21 protein-coding genes are annotated in these 22,662 nt (G+C 64.4%); 9 read left to right on the top strand and 12 right to left on the bottom strand.

The genetic code is table 11. The annotated features are described in order from the left end of the window. Nucleotides 1-118: 118 nt before the first annotated feature. Nucleotides 119-478: an arsenate reductase (glutaredoxin) gene (gene arsC, locus CFB34_RS03945; RefSeq protein WP_089443723.1), complete on the bottom strand. Its 360-nt coding sequence runs from the start codon at nt 476-478 to the stop codon at nt 119-121. 1,030 nt (nt 479-1,508) lie between these two features. Between arsC and parA the strand changes: the two genes are divergently transcribed. Together parA and CFB34_RS03935 are read left to right on the top strand one after the other, a co-directional pair. Further along, entirely contained in the window at nt 1,509-2,171 is a 663-nt protein-coding gene (gene parA / locus CFB34_RS03940) for a ParA family partition ATPase (RefSeq protein ID WP_011353621.1), read from the top strand. 23 nt (nt 2,172-2,194) lie between these two features. Next, nucleotides 2,195-3,256 (top strand): ParB/RepB/Spo0J family partition protein, encoded by a 1,062-nt coding sequence (locus tag CFB34_RS03935; protein WP_089443722.1) that lies wholly within the window; start codon nt 2,195-2,197, stop codon nt 3,254-3,256. Nucleotides 3,257-3,345: 89 nt separating this feature from the next. Here the strand turns inward: CFB34_RS03935 and CFB34_RS03930 are convergent, their stop codons facing one another. Continuing rightward, a complete protein-coding gene (locus CFB34_RS03930) occupies nt 3,346-4,713 on the bottom strand; it encodes a replication initiation protein (protein WP_089443721.1) in 1,368 nt (455 codons plus the stop codon). Between the two features lie 1,823 nt (nt 4,714-6,536). Here CFB34_RS03930 and CFB34_RS03925 point away from each other — a divergent pair. Beyond that, nucleotides 6,537-7,718, top strand: coding sequence for a DNA-binding protein (locus CFB34_RS03925; protein ID WP_089443720.1), 1,182 nt, complete (start codon nt 6,537-6,539; stop codon nt 7,716-7,718). 136 nt (nt 7,719-7,854) lie between these two features. Here CFB34_RS03925 and CFB34_RS03920 read toward each other — a convergent pair whose 3' ends face one another. From CFB34_RS03920 to CFB34_RS03910, 3 genes are all read right to left on the bottom strand, one after another. Beyond that, entirely contained in the window at nt 7,855-8,874 is a 1,020-nt protein-coding gene (locus CFB34_RS03920) for a tyrosine-type recombinase/integrase (protein ID WP_089443719.1), read from the bottom strand. Nucleotides 8,875-8,976: 102 nt separating this feature from the next. Then, on the bottom strand, nt 8,977-9,357 hold the full coding sequence (locus tag CFB34_RS03915; protein ID WP_089443718.1) for a DUF2471 family protein: 381 nt from the start codon (nt 9,355-9,357) through the stop codon (nt 8,977-8,979). A gap of 148 nt (nt 9,358-9,505) precedes the next feature. Continuing rightward, entirely contained in the window at nt 9,506-10,117 is a 612-nt protein-coding gene (locus tag CFB34_RS03910) for an XRE family transcriptional regulator (protein ID WP_089443717.1), read from the bottom strand. Nucleotides 10,118-10,278: 161 nt separating this feature from the next. Here CFB34_RS03910 and CFB34_RS03905 point away from each other — a divergent pair, with 161 nt between their 5' ends. Together CFB34_RS03905 and tdh are read left to right on the top strand one after the other, a co-directional pair. Next, a complete protein-coding gene (locus CFB34_RS03905; protein WP_089443716.1) occupies nt 10,279-11,478 on the top strand; it encodes a glycine C-acetyltransferase in 1,200 nt (399 codons plus the stop codon). Between the two features lie 13 nt (nt 11,479-11,491). Further along, nucleotides 11,492-12,520: an L-threonine 3-dehydrogenase gene (tdh, locus tag CFB34_RS03900; protein ID WP_011356765.1), complete on the top strand. Its 1,029-nt coding sequence runs from the start codon at nt 11,492-11,494 to the stop codon at nt 12,518-12,520. Between the two features lie 397 nt (nt 12,521-12,917). On the opposite strand, the gene CFB34_RS03895 is transcribed toward tdh, so the two are convergent. Continuing rightward, the gene (locus tag CFB34_RS03895) at nt 12,918-13,334 is read right to left on the bottom strand and encodes a hypothetical protein (protein WP_089443715.1); all 417 of its coding nucleotides are present in this window, start codon (nt 13,332-13,334) and stop codon (nt 12,918-12,920) included. After that, nucleotides 13,331-13,969: a GNAT family N-acetyltransferase gene (locus CFB34_RS03890; protein ID WP_089443714.1), complete on the bottom strand. Its 639-nt coding sequence runs from the start codon at nt 13,967-13,969 to the stop codon at nt 13,331-13,333. Before CFB34_RS03890 ends, CFB34_RS03895 begins: the two co-directional genes overlap by 4 nt. Before the next feature lie 182 nt (nt 13,970-14,151). On the opposite strand from CFB34_RS03890, the gene CFB34_RS03885 reads away from it, so the two are divergent. Both CFB34_RS03885 and CFB34_RS03880 read left to right on the top strand, forming a co-directional pair. Further along, nucleotides 14,152-14,757 (top strand): TetR/AcrR family transcriptional regulator, encoded by a 606-nt coding sequence (locus CFB34_RS03885; RefSeq protein WP_089443713.1) that lies wholly within the window; start codon nt 14,152-14,154, stop codon nt 14,755-14,757. Between the two features lie 63 nt (nt 14,758-14,820). Then, a complete protein-coding gene (locus CFB34_RS03880; protein ID WP_089443712.1) occupies nt 14,821-15,300 on the top strand; it encodes a nuclear transport factor 2 family protein in 480 nt (159 codons plus the stop codon). 493 nt (nt 15,301-15,793) lie between these two features. Here the strand turns inward: CFB34_RS03880 and CFB34_RS03875 are convergent, their stop codons facing one another. Further along, nucleotides 15,794-16,879, bottom strand: a complete 1,086-nt coding sequence (locus tag CFB34_RS03875) for a tartrate dehydrogenase (RefSeq protein ID WP_089443711.1) — start codon at nt 16,877-16,879, stop codon at nt 15,794-15,796. A gap of 117 nt (nt 16,880-16,996) precedes the next feature. Here CFB34_RS03875 and CFB34_RS03870 point away from each other — a divergent pair, with 117 nt between their 5' ends. Beyond that, the gene (locus tag CFB34_RS03870) at nt 16,997-17,920 is read left to right on the top strand and encodes a LysR substrate-binding domain-containing protein (protein WP_089443710.1); all 924 of its coding nucleotides are present in this window, start codon (nt 16,997-16,999) and stop codon (nt 17,918-17,920) included. A gap of 158 nt (nt 17,921-18,078) precedes the next feature. On the opposite strand, the gene argC is transcribed toward CFB34_RS03870, so the two are convergent. Next, nucleotides 18,079-19,026 carry an N-acetyl-gamma-glutamyl-phosphate reductase gene (argC, locus tag CFB34_RS03865; protein WP_089443709.1) on the bottom strand — a complete coding sequence of 316 codons (948 nt, stop codon included), beginning with the start codon at nt 19,024-19,026 and terminating at the stop codon, nt 18,079-18,081. A gap of 120 nt (nt 19,027-19,146) precedes the next feature. Here argC and CFB34_RS03860 point away from each other — a divergent pair, with 120 nt between their 5' ends. Further along, complete coding sequence (locus tag CFB34_RS03860) at nt 19,147-20,031, top strand: LysR family transcriptional regulator (RefSeq protein WP_089443708.1); 885 nt, start codon at nt 19,147-19,149, stop codon at nt 20,029-20,031. A gap of 70 nt (nt 20,032-20,101) precedes the next feature. On the opposite strand, the gene CFB34_RS03855 is transcribed toward CFB34_RS03860, so the two are convergent. The 3 genes from CFB34_RS03855 to CFB34_RS03845 are packed head-to-tail and all read right to left on the bottom strand — an operon-like array spanning nt 20,102 to nt 22,626. After that, the gene (locus tag CFB34_RS03855) at nt 20,102-20,566 is read right to left on the bottom strand and encodes a hypothetical protein (RefSeq protein WP_089443707.1); all 465 of its coding nucleotides are present in this window, start codon (nt 20,564-20,566) and stop codon (nt 20,102-20,104) included. Between the two features lie 60 nt (nt 20,567-20,626). After that, nucleotides 20,627-21,844 (bottom strand): patatin-like phospholipase family protein, encoded by a 1,218-nt coding sequence (locus tag CFB34_RS03850; RefSeq protein WP_179243675.1) that lies wholly within the window; start codon nt 21,842-21,844, stop codon nt 20,627-20,629. Next, entirely contained in the window at nt 21,841-22,626 is a 786-nt protein-coding gene (locus CFB34_RS03845) for a 3-hydroxybutyrate dehydrogenase (protein ID WP_039344578.1), read from the bottom strand. Before CFB34_RS03845 ends, CFB34_RS03850 begins: the two co-directional genes overlap by 4 nt. Nucleotides 22,627-22,662: the final 36 nt, after the last annotated feature.

Below are 22,662 nucleotides of genomic sequence, written 5' to 3'. Positions count from 1 at the left end.
GGCAAGCGTCAGGGCGGTGCTGGCATGCTGCCCGGCGCTCGCGCTGGTTTCGATTGCCGACGCTCTTGCTGGTGCTTGCGCCGGGCTGACGCAATCAGAAAAATACGGCGGGCAAGAATTATTCGAACAGTGCCTGCACCGATTCGGGCGGCCGGCCGATGGCGGCCTTGCCGCGGTAAACGACGATGGGTCGTTGCAACAGAATCGGATGAGCGGCAATTGCCGCATAGGCTTCCGTATCGGTCAGATCGGCGCGGGCCAGATTCAGCGCCTTGTACGGCTCCTCACCGTCGCGCAGCATGTCGCGAACCGGTCGGCCAAGCTGCCGATGCAGCGCTTCCAGTTCCTCGACCGTCGGAGGCGTCTTCAGGTACTCGACGACATTCAACGGCGCACCGGTGGTGTTCAGCGCCTCGACCAACGCAAGCGTCTCGCGCGACTTCGAGCATCGGGGGTTGTGGTAGATCGTGATCATCATTCAGGCCTGGAGGGTAGAGCCCTGTATTGTAGCCAGTCTGCATTGGGGGGCTTGGTGGGGCGGGTGACGAGTAATCGGTAGATCGGGCGCGGATTCGCTGCTTCGTAGACGCTGATGGATGATGCGGTGTGATGGATTGCGAAAGGGGAGCGCTGGTCGGGACACGCTTCAATGAATTGGTGGGTTTATGCGCATAAAGGCGCGTAGGACTCTATCGCGGGATGGTGATTAAAGGTCCGCGCGCTTGGCCAATACGATGGGGGTCGGTCTGCAAAGCGTGTAGCCGGTGGTGCCGCCGGCCGGTTGGTTTATGCGCATAAAGCGGGCGACTGGCGGGCACGGGGATCTCGCGATTCGCGGCGCGGCGAATGCAGACGCTTCAGCGCTTCGGTGTGATGCCTGCTTCGGTGTGATGCCTGCTTCGGTGGGATGCCTGCTTCGGTGGGATGCCTGCTTCGGTGGGATTGCCGCGTCGATACGCTGCCTCGCAGGTTGGCCGCCCGGCACTGGATTTCGGCGCGGCCGGGAGGTGGCCTTCGTTACTCGCCGTCTATCGCTCGCGGTTTATGCGCATAAACGCGGTGCCTGGATAGCGCGTTCGGGCGACTCACGTTGGGCAAGTGGCATACCTCGATGCGGCATACCCCGCCAGGATGTACCACTCACAACCAAGATCAGAAGCGCCTACCTTCCCGGCACGATCGCCCGCCACGCTTTCCACGGAGAGTTTATGCGCACAAACTCTGCGGCTCTCAGCCGGGGCTTACCCCCTCGAACGATAGGGCAGCGCACTGCGACACGCGCGGCAACTCGCCACTCACACCGACGTCACCGCACGCAATGCCACCGACTCGCTCACCGACTTCCTAGGCATCCGCTGCACCATCCGATCGAGTCATCTTCCATCGTCGCTTCGTTTATGCGCATAAACCGATAGCCCAAATGGCCAATGCGTAGTTGTTGAACGACAATTTCATTGAAATCCAAATATCGTCCTGTAGAATTCCAACGACCAAAATAGGAGTGAAAATTGGCCGCGGAAATCATTGCAGTCACTCAACAAAAAGGTGGCGTCGGCAAAAGCACGATTGCCATGCACCTCGGTGCCGCGTTCCATGAAAAAGGGAAGCGCGTCCTCGTCATCGACGCAGACCGTCAAAACACGCTGGTTCACTGGTCGAGCGCATCCGGCGACAGCGACACCGGCATTCCGTTTCCGGTCGTCAACCTGGCCGAAGCCGATGGCCAGATCCATCGCGAGATCAAGAAGTTCATCAACGACTACGACATCATCGTCGTGGACTGCCCGCCGTCGATCACCGAGAAGGTATCGGGCGTGGTCCTGCTCGCCGCATCGATTGCCGTGATCCCGACGTCGTCGTCGCCGGCCGATTACTGGTCGAGCGTCGGGCTGGTCAAACTGATCCAGCAAGCGCAGGTCATGAACGAAGACCTCCGCGCCGTCTTCCTGCTGAACAAGACCGAAGAGAAGCGCATGCTGACCCGCGAGCTCAAGCGTGCGCTCGAAGAGCTCGGCTTCCCGTTGCTGAAAACGCAGATCCCGACCCGGGAGGCGTACAAGCAGGCGATGGCGCTCGGTCAAACCGTACTGCAGATGAACGATCGCGGCGGCAAGCTGGCCGCCGCAGAAATTCGCGCATGCGCCGACGAAATCGTCGCCATGCTGCCCTGACTTTATGCGCACAAAGGAGTCACATGAAACCTTCCCAATTTGCCAAAGGATTCCAAGCGCGCCCGGATATCACGACGAGCGAGAAGCGCACGGCGCTTGATCGACTCAATGCGATCGACGGCATCGTCAAGTCCGAGACCCCCACTCCGGCACCGACCAAATCCGCGAAGAAAGACGTCGCACCGTCGCCCGCTCCCGAACTCACGCTCGATTCGTCGATCGATGAATCGGCGCAATATCGCGCGTGGCGTCTCGAGAATCGCTATGCGCCGGGGCAGGTGATCGAGCTGCCGCTGAAGGCGATCAAGCATAGCCCGTTCAATCCGCGACACTTCTATCTGAAGTCGTCGATTGCCGAACTCGCCGTCAACCTCGCCAAGCAAGGGCAGCAGCAGGCGATCCACGTGATTCCGGACTACGAGAACCCGGGCACGTATTTCGTCAGCGACGGCGGCCGCCGCGTGCGGGCCCTGAAGGAAGCGAACAAGGAATCGGTCAAGGCGATCGTGATCGACGTGCCGATCGGCATCGAGAGCTACAAGCTCGGCTACGATCTCAACGTCCAGCGCGATTCACAAACGGTGTTCGACAACGCCGTCGTGTGGCGCCGCTTCCTCGACGACAAGCATTTCCAGAGCCAGAAGGAGCTCTCCGAGCACCTCGGCCTCGACGAATCGACGGTGGCCGTCGCGCTGTCGATCGGCAAGCTGCCGGAAGCGATCATGCAGGAAATGGTCGCGCGCCCCGATCGCTTCGGTTCGAACATGGCGTATCAGGTCGGCCGCTATCACAATGCGCGCGGCACCGAGGCGACGCTGCGGCTGATCAACAAGATCGTGTCCGACGATCTCAGCACGCGCCAGGTGTCGGACATCGTCAAGGGCCGCGTCGCGGCGCAGGAGACGCCGAAGGCCGCGGGCCGTCAGCGCTATGCGCAGCGTCTCGAGATCAAGCTCGGCGGCAAGTCGGTCGGCGACCTGAAGTCGTATGGTGAAGATCGCATCGAATTGCGCCTGCGCGGTCTCTCGAAGGACAAGCGCGACGCGATCCTCGAGCAGCTCGAGCGGATGCTGTTGTCGGAATGATGGAAACGGCCGGCAGGGCCTGGTGAGGACGCCGGGCCCGCCATCGAGGGCGGGGCCGGCGGCGGCCCGTCAGCGGGCCTGAGCGGGCCTCAGGCGGCCCGCGACTGATTCAGCGTGAACGACAGCAGATCGCCGTCCGTCGGCTCGCCCCAGGTCCTCTGGGCCAGCCAGTCGAAAAAGGCCGTCTCGGCCAGCTTGGAATCGAGGCCGCGCTTGCGCCAGTCATCGCGCAGATGCGTGCCCATCGTCGGCAGCGCCTCCGATTCGAACGATTCGCGCGCCACTTCGCGCTCGGCGTCGCCCTGCTCTTCGTACAGCACCTTCGCTTCCTTGCGGCGGAACGCCGCGAACTCGCTCAGCAGGCGTGCCTTCAGATCGTCCGGCTGGGCCGCGGCAATCTTCGGGGACGGCGTGCCGGCAGGCAGCGTGTCGACCGACTCGACCGGCGGCGCATACCCCTTCTTGAGCGCATCCTTGAACAACGCCGGCGCGCTGCGCACCGGCGGCAGCGTCGTGCTGCGCATCCGCTGCTCGGTCATCTGCAGTGCGGCACGAATCCGGTTCTCCTCGCTGTCCGCATAGAGCGTCTGCGCTTCCTTCAACGGGATCCCGAGCTTCACCATCCGGTCGACCAGCGTGCTGTCGAACACGTTCGGGTGTTCGTCGAGCGCGAGCATCGGCTGCTTGCGTTCGGTCACGCGGAACTGGATCTCCGCGACCCGGCGCCCTTCACGGTGCTCGATCAGCTCGACGAAGATGTTGGTGACTGCGTTGACTTCCGCGATCGCGGGACGCAGATAGTCGCGCTTGAAGTACTTGTACTCGCGCTTCGCCTCGTCGCCGGCTTCCGTGTCGGGCGTGCCCGACAGGATCGGCCGCCACCATTCCCACGGCTCGCGCATCGTCAGGTGGCTCGGGTTCGTCAGGTAGCGCACGCAGATTTCGTACAGCGCGAGACCGGCGCTGCTGCGCAGCTGGCTCTGGAACTGCAGGCTCAGGCGCGCGTACTGGACCGGGTCGAGCAGCTTCTTCTTGATCTTCGGCGCGAACGAGAATTCGACCCACACGCGCCGGGTCGTCGGATCCTCGAGAATTTCCGCGTCGGCGATCAGCGTCGAGATCCCCCACTTGCGGCCTGGCTTCTGGCTCGACGTCCCCGTGCTCCATTCGACCTGCACCGACACCATGCGGCGCAGGTGTTCCTTCACCAGCGCGGTGTCGTTCGAATCGAAGGCGGAGTTGGCGACGATGTCCGACAGCAGCGCGCGATACGTATCGCCCGAGTCGTCGGCCTGCTGCGCCACGGCCAGCAGGACATTGAACAGCTTGCGAGTGAGGAGCGTGATCTTGCCGCTCTTCGGCTGAATTGCGATCGCCTCGACGGCCTTCCGCAATTCGGCTGAACTGGCACTCACCACATCCACATCGGTTTTCTTGGCGCGCTTCGTCGTGGCCATACGTCGGGTCGGAGGAGAAGTTTTCCGGAAGGATAGCGCCTGCGGTGAAGTGCGTCCAGAACGACATGCTCACCATAGCGGGTGAAGTGCGCGTGCAAAACGGCACTCACCCCAGGCGCTCCCGAAAACTCTCACCGCTCCGGATTTGCAGCGTTCCGGACTCGTCCAGACGTGCTGCGGGATGCGCCGATTCACAGAATTTCACCTGTGCGCGACACGTGCGGAATGAGCTCCCGTATCGGCTCACCTTTCGATTTGTCGTAATTTTACGACTGCGCAGCAGTGCGTTCGGCACAGCGTTGCGATCCCACGTCGGCACGCGTCCCCGATCGCCCTCCATCGGCCTGTATGCATGTACAGGCGTGACCTGTCGGGAAATCGGAATCGGATCCGACATCCCGAAAGACGCCTGCGAAACCGGCCCCCGCGACCCGATCAAGCATGCTTTTTCCGGGCCGGGCGCGCATTGTACAGCGCGCAAACCGTATCGGGTCCCGAAAATACTCACCTTGAGCACAGTGACTTCATTCGTCCGGATATCGGCGAATGCCCGACACGCGGGGGATTCACTCCCAAGGCCTCCCGAAAACGCTCACCTTACCCAAAAATCGCTGTGCTACCACTGGCAGAGAAACGACTCCCGAAAAACCTCACCGTAACCGCCTCGGTATCAAAAACCCCAATGCCTTCCGATACTTATGCACAGATGGCATTTGGCTGTGCACCGCCGACATCCCCCGAAAAGCCTCACCTTTCGACGGAAATCCTTCATACGACAACCTCATGTCGGGCCCCGAAAAATCTCACCTGTGCCCAAAAGTGGCACAGCAAAAACGAGATTTCTTCCAGTCCTGGCGGGCTTTTCGACGAATTCTGCCGTTCACCGGTCCCGAAAAACCTCACCTTTGCCCATTTTTCGGGCAAATTCCATTCCCGAAAAGTCTCACCTGTGACCGGCATCACAGCCTGTGATTGGGGCCCCGAAAAATCTCACCTCAAGGAGATCCGGGCAGGAAAACCCGGATTTCCCTCCCGAAAAACCTCACCTTTAGGGCTTCACAGGCCCCCACAGGCGCTTTTGCTGTGCAAAATGGCGGTCGTTTCCCGGAAATCCTCACACCAAATTCCCGTGGAGTCCCGTGAAACCTCACCTTTCAGAAAAACTGCCTAAAAGATGGGCAGAATCGGGGCACGAAGAAGGTCCCGCAAATTCTCACCTGTGTCTGCACAGGCAGAAAACTGTGCAGTGAGGCACCGCGCGGGTTCTGTGGCTGTGAGGCCCCGAAAAACCTCACCTTTGGTAAATCTCGTGTTTCACTGTGATCCCGAATCCGCTCACTACGTTTCCCGCAACGGCTCACGCAGCTCCCTGAACCCCATCACGTCAGCTCCCGCAGAAGATCACCTTGGCTCCCGTAAAACTTCACCTTGTCGGCCGGAAAGCCTTGCAGCATAAGGCTGTGCCGTGGCGTTAACGTTTTTAACTAAGGGTTCAAGGGTGTTTACTTCTAATACTCTCAAGACATCGGCTGACGAGTTTTCCACAGACACCCCAACCCCTGAACACCGACAGGCAATCGGATCCGCTGTCATGTGAAACAAATGCCAAAATTCGGGGTCCGCAGGAAAATGCTTGCAAGACAAGGACTTGGCTGACTTTCTTCGCTTTGTTTCACGGAATCTTCGGCCACAGTCGTCTGGATCGGCTCACAGACCCGCTTTCTGTGCAAAGCGACGTAAATTCACAACGGCAAGCCGAAACAAGTATCGATAGATACGTATTTCGTTATGATTGCAACATTTGAATGTCTGCGAGCACAGCGATGACCCTCGACGAAATACGTCAAGCCATTCGGGACGAACTGGAATCGCTGCGTGCAAGCGGTGCGCGACGGCAGGAACTGTCGCTGCACGCATGCAAGCGGTTGTTCTTCGATCTTGGCATCAGGCCGTCGGCTGCCAATGTCCGCGATCTCACCCAGACCGGCAGCGCCAGCGATATCCCGAAAGACATCGACCATTTCTGGGAGCGCATCCGTTCCGCCTCCAAAATCAGGCTCGACGGTGCCGCGATTCCCAAAGCCGTCGAGGAAAAGGCGGGTGCACTGCTCGGCGCACTCTATGAAGAAGCGTTGAAAGCCGCGCGGGACAGTCTGGATGCAGATCGCGAGCAGGTTCGCGCCGGCGTTGCCGATGCCGAACAGCGGTTGCGCGACGCAACCGTCCGCCAGGAGACGCTCGAAGCCGCGCTCGCGCGTGGCGAAGCGAAAAACGAGCAGTTGCAGGCACGCGTGACCGAACTCGAGGTCCAGCTCGCGTCGCAAACGACGCACGGTTCGGCCAGCGAGGCGACGTTGCTCACCACAGTCGCCCGACTGGAGAAGGAACTGGCCGCGGCCGCCGGCCGCGTCGAAGCCGAGCAGACGCAAAATGCGGCGCTGCGCGACCGCATCGATGCGCTCCAGGCCGAACTGCAGCAGCGCACCGAGCACTACGCGCAGCAAATCAAGGACGCCGTGGCTGAAGCCGAACGTCGCGTGAAGCCGATGCTGGTCGAGCTGGATTCGTTACGCAGCATGGCGTCGACCTACCAGAGCGGTTTGCGCGACGTTCAGCGCAAGGAATTCGATTTCCTGCAGCAGCTGAGTTCGGCGAAGGCACGTGCCGACCGGCTCGAAGAACAGTTGCGCAGCCAGGGTGATGAACTGGAACGTGCGACGCGCGATGTGAGTTCGTTGCGCGCGAGCCGCGGCATGAGTCCGGAAATCGCCGCGCTGATCCGCCGTCTGGCCGATGCCGGGCAACTGGATGCGGAGGCGTTTGCCGCGATCGGCACCTCGCTGGATCAGGAAATTCCGGTGCCGGCCCATTGTCCGCATTGCGACGGTGAGCCGGAGCTGTCACACGGCGAAGAAGGTTTCGAAGTGGCCTGCCCCGAGTGCGAGCATGCTTCGGGCGCATGGCCGTCCCGATTCGAAGCGGTCGCGCGATTCGCGCGCACGTGACGCCCGCACAGGCCGTGCGGCACAGGTGAGACGATCCGGGGAGCTTGAGGTGAGGTTTTTCGGGAGCTGTGAAACGGTGAGGCTACGCCACACAAGGCTGCTCACGCATCGCTTCGCGTGAGCAGCCCATTCGTGATCAGTGAGTTTCGTCGCTGTCGGACGCGTCACCGTTGCCGTCGGCCAGGCCGTCACGCCAGTTCTTCCATGCACGATGCAGGCGATTCGACGAGATCGGCCGCATGAAGCCCAGCCATTTACCGACCCGCTCGGGCGGCACGTCGTGTTCGAACAGTTCGGCCGCGTAGGTATTGCGCAGCGTTTGCGGGCTCGCGCGCGCGGTGCGCGACGACGTGAGCCCGGCGGATTCGACGATCGCGTCGATCGCGCGCAGCATCGTCGCCTTGTGCATCGGCCGCCCGGCATGGGATGCCGGGAACACGAGCTCCCCCGGAATCTCCTGGCGCTTGCGCTCGGTGAGCCAGGCTTCCAGCAGGGCGATCGCGAACGATGCCAGGTGAGTTTCGCGTGCGAAATCCGGATGCGTCGACTCGATCCGCAGTGACGTTCCACTCGTATTGATGCAACTAATCGTAAGCGCGCGCGCTTCGCCGGTTTTGATGCCGGCACCGAGAAAGGCGGCAACGAGTGCGCGGTCGCGCCGCTCTTTCCAGTACGCGGAACCGGATACGCCGATCGGCGAGAACAGGTACGCGAGCAACGTCGCGCGCTCGGCCGGCGTGAGGAAACCGGTCGGTTCGTTGTCGCGCGCCTTGCGCCAGTTCGCTTCGCCGTCCTGAGCAATGAACCGGGCCGGGTTGGTCGACGCGTATTCGGTGCGGCGGATGTGGTCGAGCACGCGCTCGATCAGTCGCAGATAGCGCATTCGCTGGGTTTTCCGGATCGGTAGTTCGCCGACGAAATTCGCGATGGTTGCGGTATCGACCGTGGCCAGATTCTTCTGGTGCGCGCGCATCCAGGTGAGGAACGCGCCCCATTGAGCGCGGTAGACGTCGGCTGACGAGCGGCGATAGTCCTGCATTGCGAGCCAGGCATCGAATGCGGCTTCCGGCGAGACGATCCAGTCGGATGCGCCGCGGTCGAACAGATCTGTTTCTTCCGGGCGTGCCGGGGTGTCGGGAGAGGCGGGAAGAGACATGTGAGTTATTCCGTTAGTTGCGTATATGGTAGCCCTTTCCGCAACGTCTCGGGCAGCAAGAGGCTGGACAAGGCCGCCATACGCGGCGGCCCGGGCTGGGAATCAGTCGCCCCACGCCTTGGCCGGGCGATGAACGCGCGCGGGCGGCGCCGTGTCGTTCGACGCGGTTGACGCTGCTTCATAGGCGAGAACCGCGAACGAAAATACGGCGGGCAGCGCATTCGAGCGCCCGAAGTCGATCGGATCGTCCGTTTCGGGAAACGTCATGTCCAACGGTCGCTCGAACAATTGACGCATGCCGGCCTCGTGCCGGCTGGCAAAGCCGAGATCGGCAAGCGCCTCGGCCTCGATGGCGTGCAGCAGCCGCCACGTCAGCGGGACGCGCTGGTGGATGTAGCGCCCGGCGATATGCCGGACGATCAGCTCGAGGTCGTGCGCGGCAGCCTTGAAGCTGAGCGCGGCCAAATCTTGTTCTTCTGTCATTGCAGGCTCCTGTCGACCGGGCTGGCGCCTCGGTGCGCCGGCTCCGGCCCATGCATGGCGGAATGTCCGTATACTGTACAAACATACAGTACTTTCCGCAACTGGCCTGCAACAGATCCTTTGGCCGTTTGGCCAGCTATGCGCGCCGTCAGCGATGGATCACGATCAGCAATGCCCGCGCTTCGGTCTTGCCGGGATTGCGGATTGCGTGCGGCTCGTCGGCCGGGTAGCGCGCGGTGTCGCCCACCTTCAGGCGCCGGCTGGCGGCCGCGGCTTCGATTTCCATCGCGCCCTGCAGCACGGTGAGGTGTTCGCGCGTGCCGGGTTCGTGGGCGTTCGATACCAGCGCACCGCCGCCCGGCAGCGTCAGCTCGTACCACTCGAACTTGCCGGCGAGGTCGATCGGGCCCCACACACGCAACTGGTAGCGGCCGTCGTGGCCGGCGAGGGTCGGGATGTCGTGCGGGCCGTCTACCCGGATCGTCTCGGGCGCCTTCGGCTGCGAGAACAGCTCGTCGAGCGTGATGCCGAGCGCGTTCGTCAGCCGCCACGCCACGGCGATCGTCGGGTTGGCCTTGTCGCGTTCGATCTCGGAGAGCATCGATTTCGATACGCCGGCCGCGCGCGACAGGTCGTCGAGCGTCAGCTTGCGTTCGTTGCGCAGCCGCTGGATCTGCTCGCCGACACGCGGCGGCGTTGCGGCCGGCGGTTGCGGGGCGGCGCTGGCGGGCGTGCGCCGCGAACCGGAGGAACTTGCCATTTGGATTCCGTTCGCTTAGAGTTGTTCGATATTTCGAATTCTAGTTCGGAATATCGGATAAATGCGGTCAACCGAACGACCGACTATAACAGTAGCAGGCCGCTGCCCCGCCGCCACGAGTGGCGCGTTGCGGAATGCGAAACCCTGTCAGGAGCTTTGCGATGCGTGATGCCTTTCTCGCCCAGGTGCGCGGGACGCTGGACCAGATCCGTGCGGACGGTTTTTACAAGACCGAGCGCGAGATCGCGAGTCCCCAGGCGGCCGACGTGCGGCTCGCCGGTGGTGCCGGCGTGCTCAATTTCTGCGCGAACAACTATCTGGGTCTGGCGAACGATTCGCGCCTGATCGACGCGGCGAAGGCCGGCCTCGACCAGGACGGCTTCGGCATGGCATCGGTACGCTTCATCTGCGGCACGCAAACCGTGCACAAGCAACTGGAAAGCGCGCTGGCCGCGTTTCTCGGCACCGAGGACAGCATCCTCTATTCGAGCTGCTTCGACGCGAACGGCGGGCTGTTCGAGACGCTGCTCGACGAGAACGACGCGGTGATCAGCGACGAGCTGAACCACGCGAGCATCATCGACGGCGTTCGCCTCTGCAAGGCGAAGCGCTTCCGCTACAAGAACAACGACCTGGCCGACCTCGAGGCGAAGCTCAAGGAGGCCGACGCGGCGGGCGCGCGCCACAAGCTGATCGCGACCGACGGCGTGTTCTCGATGGACGGCATCATCGCCGATCTCAAAGGCATCTGCGATCTCGCCGATCGTTACGGCGCGATCGTGATGGTCGACGATTCGCACGCGGTCGGCTTCATCGGCACGGATGGCCGCGGCACGCCCGAGCACTGCGGCGTCGAAGGCCGCGTCGACATCATCACGGGCACGCTCGGCAAGGCGCTCGGCGGTGCATCGGGCGGCTATGTCGCCGCGCGTCGCGAGGTCATCGAACTCCTGCGCCAGCGCTCGCGCCCGTACCTGTTCTCGAACACGCTCACGCCGAGCATCGCCGCGGCATCGCTGAAGGTGCTGGAGCTGCTCGGCAGCGACGAAGGCGCGAAGCTGCGCGAGCGCGTGCGCGAAAACGGCGCGCGGTTCCGCCAGCAGATGACCGAAGCCGGCTTCACGCTCGTGCCCGGCGCGCATCCGATCATTCCGGTGATGCTCGGCGACGCGCAGCTCGCGACGAACATGGCCGACAAGCTGCTCGACGAAGGTGTCTACGTGATCGGCTTCTCGTTCCCTGTCGTGCCGCGCGGCCGCGCGCGCATCCGCACGCAGATGAGCGCCGCGCATACGCCCGAGCAGATCGACCAGGCGGTCGCCGCGTTCGTGCGCGTCGGCAAGTCGCTCGGCATCATCTGACGGAGGCGCGATCATGAAAGCACTGGCAAAGCTCGAGCGCGGCCCCGGCCTCACGCTCACGCGCGTGAAGCGCCCCGAAGTCGGCCACAACGACGTGCTGATCAAGATCCGCCGCACGGCGATCTGCGGCACCGACATCCATATCTGGAAATGGGACGACTGGGCGCAGAAGACGATTCCCGTGCCGATGCACGTCGGTCACGAATATGTCGGCGAGATCGTCGAGATGGGGCAGGAAGTGCGCGGCTTCGCGATCGGCGATCGCGTGTCCGGCGAAGGCCACATCACGTGCGGGTTCTGCCGCAACTGTCGCGCGGGGCGCCGGCATCTGTGCCGCAACACGGTCGGCGTCGGCGTGAACCGCGAAGGCGCGTTCGCCGAGTATCTGGCGATTCCCGCGTTCAACGCATTCAAGATTCCGCCGGAGATTTCCGACGACCTCGCATCGATCTTCGATCCGTTCGGCAACGCGACGCACACGGCGCTGTCGTTCAACCTCGTCGGCGAAGACGTGCTGATCACCGGCGCCGGCCCGATCGGCATCATGGCCGTCGCGATCGCGAAGCACGTCGGCGCGCGCAACGTCGTCATCACCGACATCAACGACTACCGGCTCGAACTCGCGCGCAAGATGGGCGCGACGCGTGCGGTCAACGTCGCGCGCGAGTCGCTGCGCGACGTGATGTCCGACCTGCACATGACCGAAGGCTTCGACGTCGGCCTCGAAATGTCGGGCGTGCCGAGCGCGTTCACGAGCATGCTCGAGGCGATGAACCACGGCGGCAAGGTCGCGCTGCTCGGCATTCCGCCGGCGCAGACGGCGATCGACTGGAACCAGGTGATCTTCAAGGGGCTCGAGATCAAGGGCATCTACGGTCGCGAGATGTTCGAGACCTGGTACAAGATGGTCGCGATGCTGCAGAGCGGCCTCGACCTGTCGCCGATCATCACGCACCGCTTTGCGGCTGACGATTACGAGAAAGGCTTCGCCGCGATGTTGTCGGGTGAAAGCGGCAAGGTGATTCTCGACTGGACGGCCTGAGTGCCGAGAAGGGGCGGTGCGGCGAGTTTGCCGCCCGCCCCGTTTCTGTTTTACGTCTGCGTGTGCGAGTCGAAGCACGCGAATCCGCGCTCAAGGTGAGATTATTCGGGAGCTGTGTTTGCGCACCGAATCGCGGTACCGTCGCACATCGGTGACCTGCAATCGCACGTTCACTTCACCTGTCGGCAGTCGTCCCGCTACGCGCCATCACGCCGTTCGGCACTTGCTCCCCCTCTTCCGGGCACTTCCCTCCTGGCTTGCCGCGCGATCGTTCGCTACGCACGCCATGCGATGCCATGCCGAACCGCACCATCAACCGTGAGCCTTCACGTGTCGTTGCGACTCACTGATGCGTAAAGCGATCGACATCGATGGATATCGACCGGTGCGCAGGCCGCTACTTGATCCGCTCACCATTCGCTCCTCGCGGGTCGAGCTGAAGACTCAACATGACGAGCCAGCGCTTCGGGCATTGCGGCGCGATGTCGGCCGGATCGCCGTGCACGCCGGGAACGGTGACGAACCCGTGTTGCGCCGCGTATTGATAGGCGCGCAACGCGTCCGCCTGCAGCCAGAAGCTGACGAGCGCGCATGTGACGAAGCGGAACAGCAGCACCGTCGCGGCATCCGGCGCGAAGCCGGCCATCACCAGCAGGCTTTCGAACGCGAACGCCAGCGCTTGGGCAACGGCGATCGTGAGAAGCGTCAGCTTCAACACGCCGCGCAGCCGCCGCGCCGCGCGCACCCGTGCCTGCCGGACGTCGAGCCCGGTGTGATCGTCGCCGCCTTCGCGCTTCGGCATATCGTGTTTCATGACGGTGCTCCGACGAGCCGCGTAACGTCGAACTGCGTCGTATCGCCGGCAACGATGCGACCGCTCCCGACGCTGACCGATTTGCACAGGATCGTGCTGTCGTAGTTGTGTCCCGGAAAGCGCATCACGTCGACCGGTTGAAATCCTTCGCGTCGATAGAAATCGATGAGCCGGACGGCCGCAGATGGCGCGTCGAGTGCAAGGTGCGTCGCGCCGCGCGCGGCGGCCCGCCGTTGCGCGAACGCGAGCAGCGAACGGCCGATGCCGCGATCCTGCCAGACGGGATCGACGGCCAGTTGGCCGAGCGTCGCGACGTGCCGGCTGCGGTATGGATCGCAGCGGGAATCGGGATCGTGCGAACGCATCGTCATCGTCGCGACCAGGTGCGCATTGCCGAGCGCGACGAAGGACTCGCCGGTGAGCACGCGTTCGCGCGTCGCCGAGGCTGGCTGATCGACGCCCGGGCAATTGAAGCCCAGTGCGCCAAGCGAGGCGAACGCGCGATGCAGCAGCGCGGTCAACGCGTCGTACGAATCGCTGCACGGGTCGAAGCGCCGCACGACGACGCGGCCGTCGAGCCGCTTCGCATAAGCCGCATAGGCGCGCGCGGGGCGCGCGGATTCCGCTCGCTGCATGATGTCCTTTCGCCCAGACAGGGTGACCGAAGTGTAGTGAGCGTCGCGCGTCCGCTTCAAGAAAAAATGTCGTAAACGCGGCGGGCCACGTCACGCGGCCAGGCCGCGATTCAGCCCTCTCGCCGACAGGGCTTTTCCATGCGGGTGTTGACGACGGAGAACGATCGTTCTACCGTAAACCCATGAACACACCTCACGACTCCTCCGCCGAACCGGGCGTTCGCGACCGGCTGCTCGATGCAGCCGAAGCGCTGATCTATTCGGGCGGCATCCATGCCACCGGCGTCGACGCGATCGTCAGGCGATCCGGCGCGGCCCGAAAGAGCTTTTATTCGCATTTCGAATCGAAGGAGGCGCTGGTCGTGGCCGCGCTCGAACGTCGCGACGAGCGCTGGATGCGCTGGTTCGTCGATGCCACGCTGGCGCGCGGCAAGGCGCCGCGCGTGCAGTTGCTCGGCATGTTCGATGTGCTGCGCGACTGGTTTGGGCAGCCCGACTTTCACGGCTGCGCGTTCCTCAACGCATCGGGCGAGATTCCCGACGCGGATGACCCCGTGCGCGTCGTCGCACGCGAGCACAAGGCACGCCTGCTGGCATTCGTACGCGAGCGGTTCGATGCGTATGCCGACGAAACCGGCATCGAGCGCCGCGGGCTCGCGCGTCTGGCGCGCCAATGGCTCGTGCTGATCGACGGTGCAATCGGCGTGGCGCTCGTCACCGGCGATGCAAATGCTGCGCGCGACGCGCGCGCAACGGCCGAACTGCTGCTCGACACGGTGTCCCGCTAGTCGAAGCAGCGAATCCGAACCGGCCGCGGGCGTCCGTGGCCAGAACCTGACCAGGAGCAACTCATGTCCGCTTCCCCTGAAATCCGTCCGCCCGTTCCGCCCTTCACGCTCGAAACGGCGCGCCAGAAGGTGCGCGCCGCCGAGGACGGATGGAACACGCGCGATCCGCAGCGCGTGTCGCTCGCCTATACGCCGCAAAGCCGATGGCGCAACCGTGCGGAATTCGTGACCGGCCGCGACGAGATCGTCGGGCTGCTGCAGCGCAAGTGGGCGCGCGAGCTCGACTACCGGTTGATCAAGGAGCTGTGGGCGTTCGACGGCAATCGCATCGCGGTGCGCTTTGCATACGAATGGCATGACGACGCCGGCAACTGGTTCCGTTCGTATGGCAACGAAAACTGGGAGTTCGACGAGAATGGCCTGATGGCGCATCGTCACGCGAGCATCAACGACCTGCCGATTCGCGAGCAGGATCGTCTCTATCACTGGCCGCTCGGCCGCCGTCCGGACGATCATCCGGGGCTGTCCGATCTCGGGCTGTGACGCGCGCGTCGGCTCGACTCGGCGGATCGACGAGCACGTCACCGGGATGCAACGGTGAGGAAATGCGGGAGTCGGTGCGCTGAGGGTGAGATTTTTCGGGAGGAGATGAAATGTCGCGTCGGACTGTGTGTAGTGAGCCGTTCGATGCGGCATCGCATCGGGCAAAGCCGACGCGCCGCGCATGTTGGCATCTCGTGATGCATGTGTCCGCATGCAACGGTGTGATTCACGGCGTGACGCATCTCACCGATCGCACAGCACCGGCAGTGGATTGACGATCGGTGTGCACGCGCGCGGTGTGCAACTCACCGATCGTGTCGACGTCGACGACGGATAGCGGGAGCCGGGCGCGTTGCGGTGCGGTGTTGCTCACCGCCCACCGCCCACCGCTCACCGCTCACCGCTCACCGCTCACCGCTCACCGCACTTCGCTCGCCGCTCGCCGATTCGCGCAGTCACTACCCGGCGCGTGCGATCACACCGGGCACGATCGTCAGCCCGCGATCCGCGCGGCGATCGCCTTACCCACTTCCTGCGTCCCCGCACTGCCGCCGAGATCGCGCGAATGCGGCCCCGTGCGCAGCACGTCCTCGATCGCGGCGACGATCGCGTCGTGCGCTTCGCGTTCGCGGCCCGCGCCGTTGCCGAGGAAGTCGAGCATCAACGCCGCCGACCAGATCATCGCGACCGGGTTCGCGATGAATTGCCCCGCGATGTCGGGCGCGGAGCCGTGCACGGGTTCGAACAGCGACGGAAACTTGCGGTCGGGGTTCAGGTTCGCCGACGGCGCGATGCCGATCGTGCCGGTACAGGCCGGCCCGAGATCCGACAGGATGTCGCCGAACAGGTTCGACGCGACGACGACGTCGAAGCGGTCAGGCTGCAGCACGAAGCGTGCGCACAGGATGTCGATGTGCTGCTTGTCGACGGCGACGTCGGGATAGCGTTCGGCCATCTCGGCCGTGCGCGCGTCCCACCACGGCATGCTGATCGCGATGCCGTTGCTCTTCGTCGCGACGGTGAGGCGCTTCGCGCGCCGCTGGGCGAGGTCGAACGCGAATTTCAGCACGCGCTCGGTGCCGTGACGCGTGAAGATCGACTGCTGCATCACGATCTCGCGTTCGGTGCCTTCGAACATCGTGCCGCCGACCGACGAATATTCGCCCTCGGTATTCTCGCGCACGATCATGAAGTCGATGTCGCCTGCGCGGCGGCCGGCGAGCGGCGACGGCACGCCGTCGAACAGGCGTGCGGGTCGCAGGTTGATGTACTGGTCGAACTCGCGGCGGAATTTCAGCAGCGAGCCCCACAGCGAAATGTGATCGGGCACCGTCGCCGGCCAGCCAACCGCGCCGAACAGGATCGCGTCCATGCCCGACAGTTGCGCCTTCCAGTCGTCCGGCATCATCGTGCCGTGCTGCGCGTAGTAGTCACAGCTCGCCCAGTCGATCTGGACGAAGTCGAAGCGCACGCCGAAGCGCGCGGTCACGGCGTCGAGTGCGCGCAGGCCCTCGGGCATCACTTCGCGGCCGATGCCGTCGCCGGGAATCACGGCAATCTTGTAAGTCCTGTCGGTCATGCAAATCTCCTTGGCTGGGCGGCCGGCTGCCTCGGACGGTAGCGGCGCGTTACATCATTCTATTTATTTCCATTCAGATTAAAATTGTGCGAAAGGTTAATCAACTTTCCACGAATCGTGAATAAATCGCCGAATCTGGACGACCTGCGCGTGTTCAGCCTGGTTGTCCGCCTGACCAGCTTCAGCGCGGCCGCCGAGCAGCTCGCGGTGTCGCCTGCCTATGTCAGCAAGCGCATCGCGTTGCTCGAGGCGCAGCTCGGCACGCGCCTGCTGCATCGCTCGACGCGCCGCGTGACGGTCACCGAAGCCGGCGAACGCGTGTACGCGCGCGCCGAGAAGATCCTCGACGACGTCGATCATCTCGTCGAGGACGTGTCGACCACGCGCACGGTGCCGCGCGGCACGCTGCGCATTTCGAGCAGCTTCGGCTTCGGCCGGCACGTCGTCGCGCCGGCGCTGCTCGACTTCACCGCGCGCTTTCCGCAGCTGAACGTGCGGCTCGATCTGTTCGACCGGCTCGTCGACGTTGCGGGCGAAGGCTACGACCTCGACGTGCGCATCGGCGACGAGATCGCCGATCACCTGATCGCGCGCCGCCTCGCCGCGAACTACCGCGTGCTGTGTGCAGCGCCCGACTATCTCGCACGACGCGGCACGCCGCGTTCGCTCGCGGATCTCGCGTCGCACGACTGTCTGGCCATCAAGGAGCGCGATCACCCGTTCGGAGTGTGGCGGCTGAACGTGCGCGGCGAAACGGCAACGGTGAAGGTCGGCGGCGCGCTGTCGACGAACCATGGCGAAGTGGCCGTGCAGTGGGCACTGGCCGGGCGCGGCATCGTGTTGCGTTCGATCTGGGAAGCCGCGCCGCTGATCGAACGCGGCGCGCTGTGTCGCGTGCTGCCGGATGCAATCCAGCCCGCGAACATCTGGGCCGTGTATCCGGAACGCGTGGCGGCGTCGGCGAAAGTGCGCGTGTGCGTGGATTTTCTGGTGGAGACGCTGGCCGGCTTGAATGCCGCCGCGGGTGACGAGACGGCCTGAAACCGGCTAAAGGTGAGCTTTTACGGGGGCATGTGCGGAACGTCGGCAAGCCGCGTTTCCGGCTCGCCATCGCGTCGCGAGTCGGTCGTGTCGAACGGTGACCCTCGCATCGCGGCCGCGATGTGCGGGGCCGGCCGACGATAGTGCCCGCACGCGGCTTACGCCGCTTTCGCCACGCTTGCCGCGCCGAGCATCAGGTCGAGATTCTGCACCGCTGCGCCGGATGCCCCTTTGCCGAGATTGTCGAACACGGCGGACAGCAGTACCTGGCCGTGTTCGGCATTGAAGAACACGCCGAGCCGCAAGTCGTTCGTGCCGTTCAGCGCTTGCGGATCGAGATGCGTGATCGCTTGCGTCTCCGCGAGCGGCGTGACGTCGACGTGGCGCGCGCCGGCGTAATGGTGCGCAAGACACGCATGCAACTGTTCACCGGTGACGCCGGCAGGCAGCAGGCGCAACTCGATCGGCACGGTGAGCACGATGCCTTGCCGATAGGCACCGTAGGCCGGCACGAACATCGGACGACTCGTCAGGCCGGCATGCAACTGGATCTCCGGCACATGCTTGTGCGCGAGTGCGAGGCCGTAGACCTGTAGCGGTTTGGCTTGCGAAGCATCGTTCGACTCGAATGCGTCGACGGCAGCTCGTCCGCCGCCCGAGTACCCGGAGACGGCATGGATGCTTACCGGGTAGTCGCGCGGCAGCAGGCCGGCCTGTTGCAGGGGTCGCAGCAGTGCGATCGCACCGGTCGGGTAGCAGCCCGGATTGGTGACACGCCGCGCGTGCGCAATCGTCTGCGCGTGCCCGTCGGCCATCTCGGGAAAGCCGTAGACCCAATCCGGCTGCGTGCGATGGGCCGAACTCGCGTCGATCACGCGCACCGCCGGATTGCGGATGAAGGCGACCGCCTCGCGCGCGGCCGCGTCGGGCAGGCACAGGATCGCGATGTCGGCTGCGTTGATCGCTTCGGCGCGCCGCACGGGATCCTTGCGCTCGGCGTCCGGCAGCGTGATGAGTTGCAGGTCGGTACGCCCGCGCAGGCGTTCGTGGATCAGCAATCCGGTCGTGCCTTGATCGCCGTCGATGTAGACAATGGGCTGGCTCATGAGGGTCGCGTTCCTTCGGTTCGGTCGTCGGGAAAGCCGTATCGTCCGCCGAACACCTAGAATAGGAAAAGTTGAATTTGCTGACTGCCAGATTCAGTTTTCTTGAACGAGAGGTGAAGGATGCGAGAGATCAGCCTGGACCGCCTGCGCACGCTGGTCGCCATCGCGGACCACGGGTCCTTTGTCGCGGCGGCGCAATGGCTGCATCTCGCGCCGCCGACCGTCAGCCTTCACATTGCCGAACTGGAAAGCCGGATCGGCGCGCCGTTGCTGTCGCGTACGCGTGGCAACGTGCGGCCGTCGCCGATCGGCGAAGTGCTGGTGGAACGGGCGCGCCGCCTGCTGGCCGAGGTCGAATCCACGCTGGACGATGTGCAGCGGCAGGTGCAGGGGCTGTCCGGGCGCGTACGCCTCGGTGCATCGACCGGGGCGATCGCGCATCTGTTGCCGCAGGCGGTGGCCCGGTTGCGCGATGCGCATCCGGACATCGATGTCCAGATCGCGGTGCTCACGTCGCACGACACGCTGGCGCGCATTGCGCAGGGCACGCTCGATGTCGGATTGGTGGCGCTGCCGCAGACGGCGGTCGCGGGGCTGTCGATCCGTGCGTGGCGGCGCGATCCGGTGATGGCGTTTCTGCCGGCGGACTGGCCGCTTCCGGCGCGCGTGACGCCCGGCTACCTGGCCGCCCGTCCGCTGATTCTCAACGATGCGACCACGCGCCTGTCGCGGCTCACGACGGAATGGTTCGCGCTCGGCGGTCATCGGCCGGAGCCGCGGATCGAACTCAACTACAACGATGCGATCAAGAGCCTGGTCGCGGCGGGTTACGGCGCGACGCTGCTGCCGCACGAGGCGGGTGCGCCGCTACCCGACGCACGCATCGTCATGCGGGCGTTGCGTCCGGCGTTGTGGCGAGAGCTGGGGATTGCCCATCGGGCGGGGCCGGTCGAGCGGGCGACGCAGCACGTGCTCGATGCGTTGTGGGCGCTGAAGGCGCGCTAGCGCGCGCACGACGGGACAGCCGGCGCGGCGGCTCGTGCCGGGCGCACGTGCATATCGGCCGCGCGCTGTTTCAGAGCCGGTTGTCCTTCGCGAGCGTCAGCACGCGTGCCCAGCGCTGCGCATCGCGCTTGTCCGTCATCGGCAGCTTCCATTCGCTGCGCACGGCGTCGCGCACGCGCACGACGAGATGCCAGCGGCCGCCGATCGGTGCGGCCTGACAGCCATCGAGTTGCGACAGCGTATAGCGGCCGTCCGCGCCGTCGTGCGACAACCACAGCAACCCCTGCGTCGCGGACACCCGCAACTCGCCCCACGCGCGATGCACGACGTGGGTCCAGCCTTCTTCCTTCGTATTCGGTGCGATATCGCGGCGGCGCTTGATCCACCACGCGACCAGCGCGATCAGGATCGCGGCAGCGAGCACGGCGGCCGCGATCGCGACCGGCCGGCCGAACTGCGCGGCGATGACGTGAAACAGGTGAACCGCGCCCCATCCGAGAGCGATGAGCGCGAACAGTGCAATGAAAATCGGCATGTCTGAACGGAGAAGAGGACGGACCGGCGCATGCATCGCGCCGATCCGTCGCACACGGCATTACCGCTTGCGGTGAATATCGTGCGTCACGAAGCCCGCGTCGTTGTTGGGCAGCGCGAGGCCGTCCTTGACCGCGAGCGTCTTGCGGATGTCGTCGAGACCCGCGGACCAGTGGTCACGCATCGTCGACAGACCGAACTGATAGTCCTTGTAGTGATGCTCGTACGCCTTCTGCTGGTAGATCAGGTGCTGGATGTTGTACTTCTTGCTGCACGACATCGCATCGGCCTCGACGCACCACGGATCCGCCTTGCGCTGCGCTTCCGGCACCTGGTCGAGCACGTGGCGCAGCACGTTGCGGTAGCGCTGTTCGCGCTGCAGCGTGTCGGTGACGAAACGCGTGCGGCTCGAATACTGCACGTCCTTCGTGCGCTCGGCGACGTCGGCCATCGTGCGCGGCAGCGGCCCGCGTGCGCTCCACAGATCGACCTGGAACGCGAGCGTGTCGCGGCGCGGCCGTGCGCGAAGCACTTCCATCAGCGGCGTATTCGACACCACACCGCCGTCCCAGTAGTACTCGCCGTCGATCTCGACCGGCGGGAACGCGGGCGGCAGCGCGCCGGACGCCATGAAATGCTCGGGCGCGAGACGGATGCGCGAGTTGTCGAAGTACACGAAGTTGCCGGTACCGACGTTGACCGCGCCGACCGACACGCGCGTTTCGCCCGAATTGATCCGGTCGAAATCGCACAGCTTCAGCAGCGTCGCGCGCAGTTGCGACGTGTCGTACCAGCTGATCTTCTCCGGGTGATCCGACACGCCCGGCAGCGGCGGCGGGAAGCGCGGCACGAAGAAGCCCTGCTGGCCCTGCATCATCGCGCTCGCCGCTTGCGACGCGGTGAAGAACGTGCGGACCTGGTCGATGCTGTTGAACAGCGCGAACTCGAATGCGGCCGGAATCGTCGGGAAGAACGCCGGCTTGCAGATCGTTTCCCAGAACTCGCGCAGCCGCTCGACCCGATGCTCGGGCGCATTGCCCGCGATCAGCGCGGTGTTGAGCGCGCCGATCGAGATGCCCGCGATCCAGTCGAGCGGGATGCCCGCCTCGTGCAGCCCTTCGAACACGCCGGCCTGGTACGCGCCGAGCGCGCCGCCGCCTTGCAGCACGAGCGCGATCGTCTCGTACGGCAGCGTGCGCGCGGCGGCTGGTGCGCCGGCCTCGTGATGCAGGTCCGCCGCATCGACGGCCTGCTTTTCGGTGCGGGCGTGCGGCTTCATTGCATGAACCAGCCGTGGCTGACGATGAACGACTGGCCCGTGAGCGCGGCGCTCGGGAACGCCGACAGGAACAGCACCGTCTGCGCGACGTCCTGAACGGTCGTGAACACGCCGTCGACCGTATTGCCGAGCATCACCTTCTTCACCACTTCCTCTTCGCTGATCCCGAGCTCCTTCGCCTGCTCCGGAATCTGCTTGTCGACCAGCGGCGTGCGCACGAAGCCCGGACACACGACGTGCGAGCGCACATTGTGCTTCGCGCCTTCCTTCGCCAGCACGCGGGCCAGGCCGAGCAGGCCGTGCTTGGCCGTCACGTACGCCGACTTCAGCGGCGACGCTTCGTGCGAGTGCACCGAACCCATGTAGATCACGACACCGCCGCGATCGTCCTTGTACATATGCTTCAGCGCGGCCTTGGTCGTCAGGAACGCGCCGTCGACGTGGATCGCCTGCATCTTCTTCCAGTCGGCAAACGAATAGTTCTCGATCGGGTTGACGATCTGGATGCCCGCGTTCGACACGAGGATGTCGACCGAGCCGAACGTTTCGGCCACCTTGTCGATCCCGCTGTTCACGGCTTCCTCGTTCGTCACGTCCATTGCGACGCCGATTGCCTTGCCGCCCGCCTTGACGATCTCGTCGGCGACCGCGTTCGCGCCGTCCTGGTTCAGGTCGGCGATCGCGACGGCCGCGCCCGCTTTCGCGAGTTCGAGTGCGATTTCCTTGCCGATGCCGCTCGCGGCGCCCGTGACGACTGCGGTCTTGCCATTCAGGTTGCTCATGTTCGAATTCCCGTGGTGAAAGGATTGACAGGGAGA

Origin of the sequence: Burkholderia sp. HI4860 (genome assembly GCF_002223045.2) — a bacterium.
Taxonomy (GTDB): Bacteria; Pseudomonadota; Gammaproteobacteria; order Burkholderiales; family Burkholderiaceae; genus Burkholderia.
Note: the sequence above shows the minus strand (reverse complement) of the source record. Positions and strands in the feature narration are given on the sequence as shown.

Bases quoted from the DNA above. Each gene is read 5' to 3' on its own strand.
- arsC (WP_089443723.1), bottom strand. From the start codon at position 478: ATGATGATCACGATCTACCACAACCCCCGATGCTCGAAGTCGCGCGAG.
- CFB34_RS03935 (WP_089443722.1), top strand. From the start codon at position 2,195: ATGAAACCTTCCCAATTTGCCAAAGGATTCCAAGCGCGCCCGGATATC.
- CFB34_RS03930 (WP_089443721.1), bottom strand. From the start codon at position 4,713: ATGGCCACGACGAAGCGCGCCAAGAAAACCGATGTGGATGTGGTGAGT.
- CFB34_RS03925 (WP_089443720.1), top strand. From the start codon at position 6,537: ATGACCCTCGACGAAATACGTCAAGCCATTCGGGACGAACTGGAATCG.
- CFB34_RS03920 (WP_089443719.1), bottom strand. From the start codon at position 8,874: ATGTCTCTTCCCGCCTCTCCCGACACCCCGGCACGCCCGGAAGAAACA.
- CFB34_RS03915 (WP_089443718.1), bottom strand. From the start codon at position 9,357: ATGACAGAAGAACAAGATTTGGCCGCGCTCAGCTTCAAGGCTGCCGCG.
- CFB34_RS03910 (WP_089443717.1), bottom strand. From the start codon at position 10,117: ATGGCAAGTTCCTCCGGTTCGCGGCGCACGCCCGCCAGCGCCGCCCCG.
- CFB34_RS03905 (WP_089443716.1), top strand. From the start codon at position 10,279: ATGCGTGATGCCTTTCTCGCCCAGGTGCGCGGGACGCTGGACCAGATC.
- tdh (WP_011356765.1), top strand. From the start codon at position 11,492: ATGAAAGCACTGGCAAAGCTCGAGCGCGGCCCCGGCCTCACGCTCACG.
- CFB34_RS03895 (WP_089443715.1), bottom strand. From the start codon at position 13,334: ATGAAACACGATATGCCGAAGCGCGAAGGCGGCGACGATCACACCGGG.
- CFB34_RS03890 (WP_089443714.1), bottom strand. From the start codon at position 13,969: ATGCAGCGAGCGGAATCCGCGCGCCCCGCGCGCGCCTATGCGGCTTAT.
- CFB34_RS03885 (WP_089443713.1), top strand. From the start codon at position 14,152: ATGAACACACCTCACGACTCCTCCGCCGAACCGGGCGTTCGCGACCGG.
- CFB34_RS03880 (WP_089443712.1), top strand. From the start codon at position 14,821: ATGTCCGCTTCCCCTGAAATCCGTCCGCCCGTTCCGCCCTTCACGCTC.
- CFB34_RS03875 (WP_089443711.1), bottom strand. From the start codon at position 16,879: ATGACCGACAGGACTTACAAGATTGCCGTGATTCCCGGCGACGGCATC.
- argC (WP_089443709.1), bottom strand. From the start codon at position 19,026: ATGAGCCAGCCCATTGTCTACATCGACGGCGATCAAGGCACGACCGGA.
- CFB34_RS03860 (WP_089443708.1), top strand. From the start codon at position 19,147: ATGCGAGAGATCAGCCTGGACCGCCTGCGCACGCTGGTCGCCATCGCG.
- CFB34_RS03855 (WP_089443707.1), bottom strand. From the start codon at position 20,566: ATGCCGATTTTCATTGCACTGTTCGCGCTCATCGCTCTCGGATGGGGC.
- CFB34_RS03850 (WP_179243675.1), bottom strand. From the start codon at position 21,844: ATGAAGCCGCACGCCCGCACCGAAAAGCAGGCCGTCGATGCGGCGGAC.
- CFB34_RS03845 (WP_039344578.1), bottom strand. From the start codon at position 22,626: ATGAGCAACCTGAATGGCAAGACCGCAGTCGTCACGGGCGCCGCGAGC.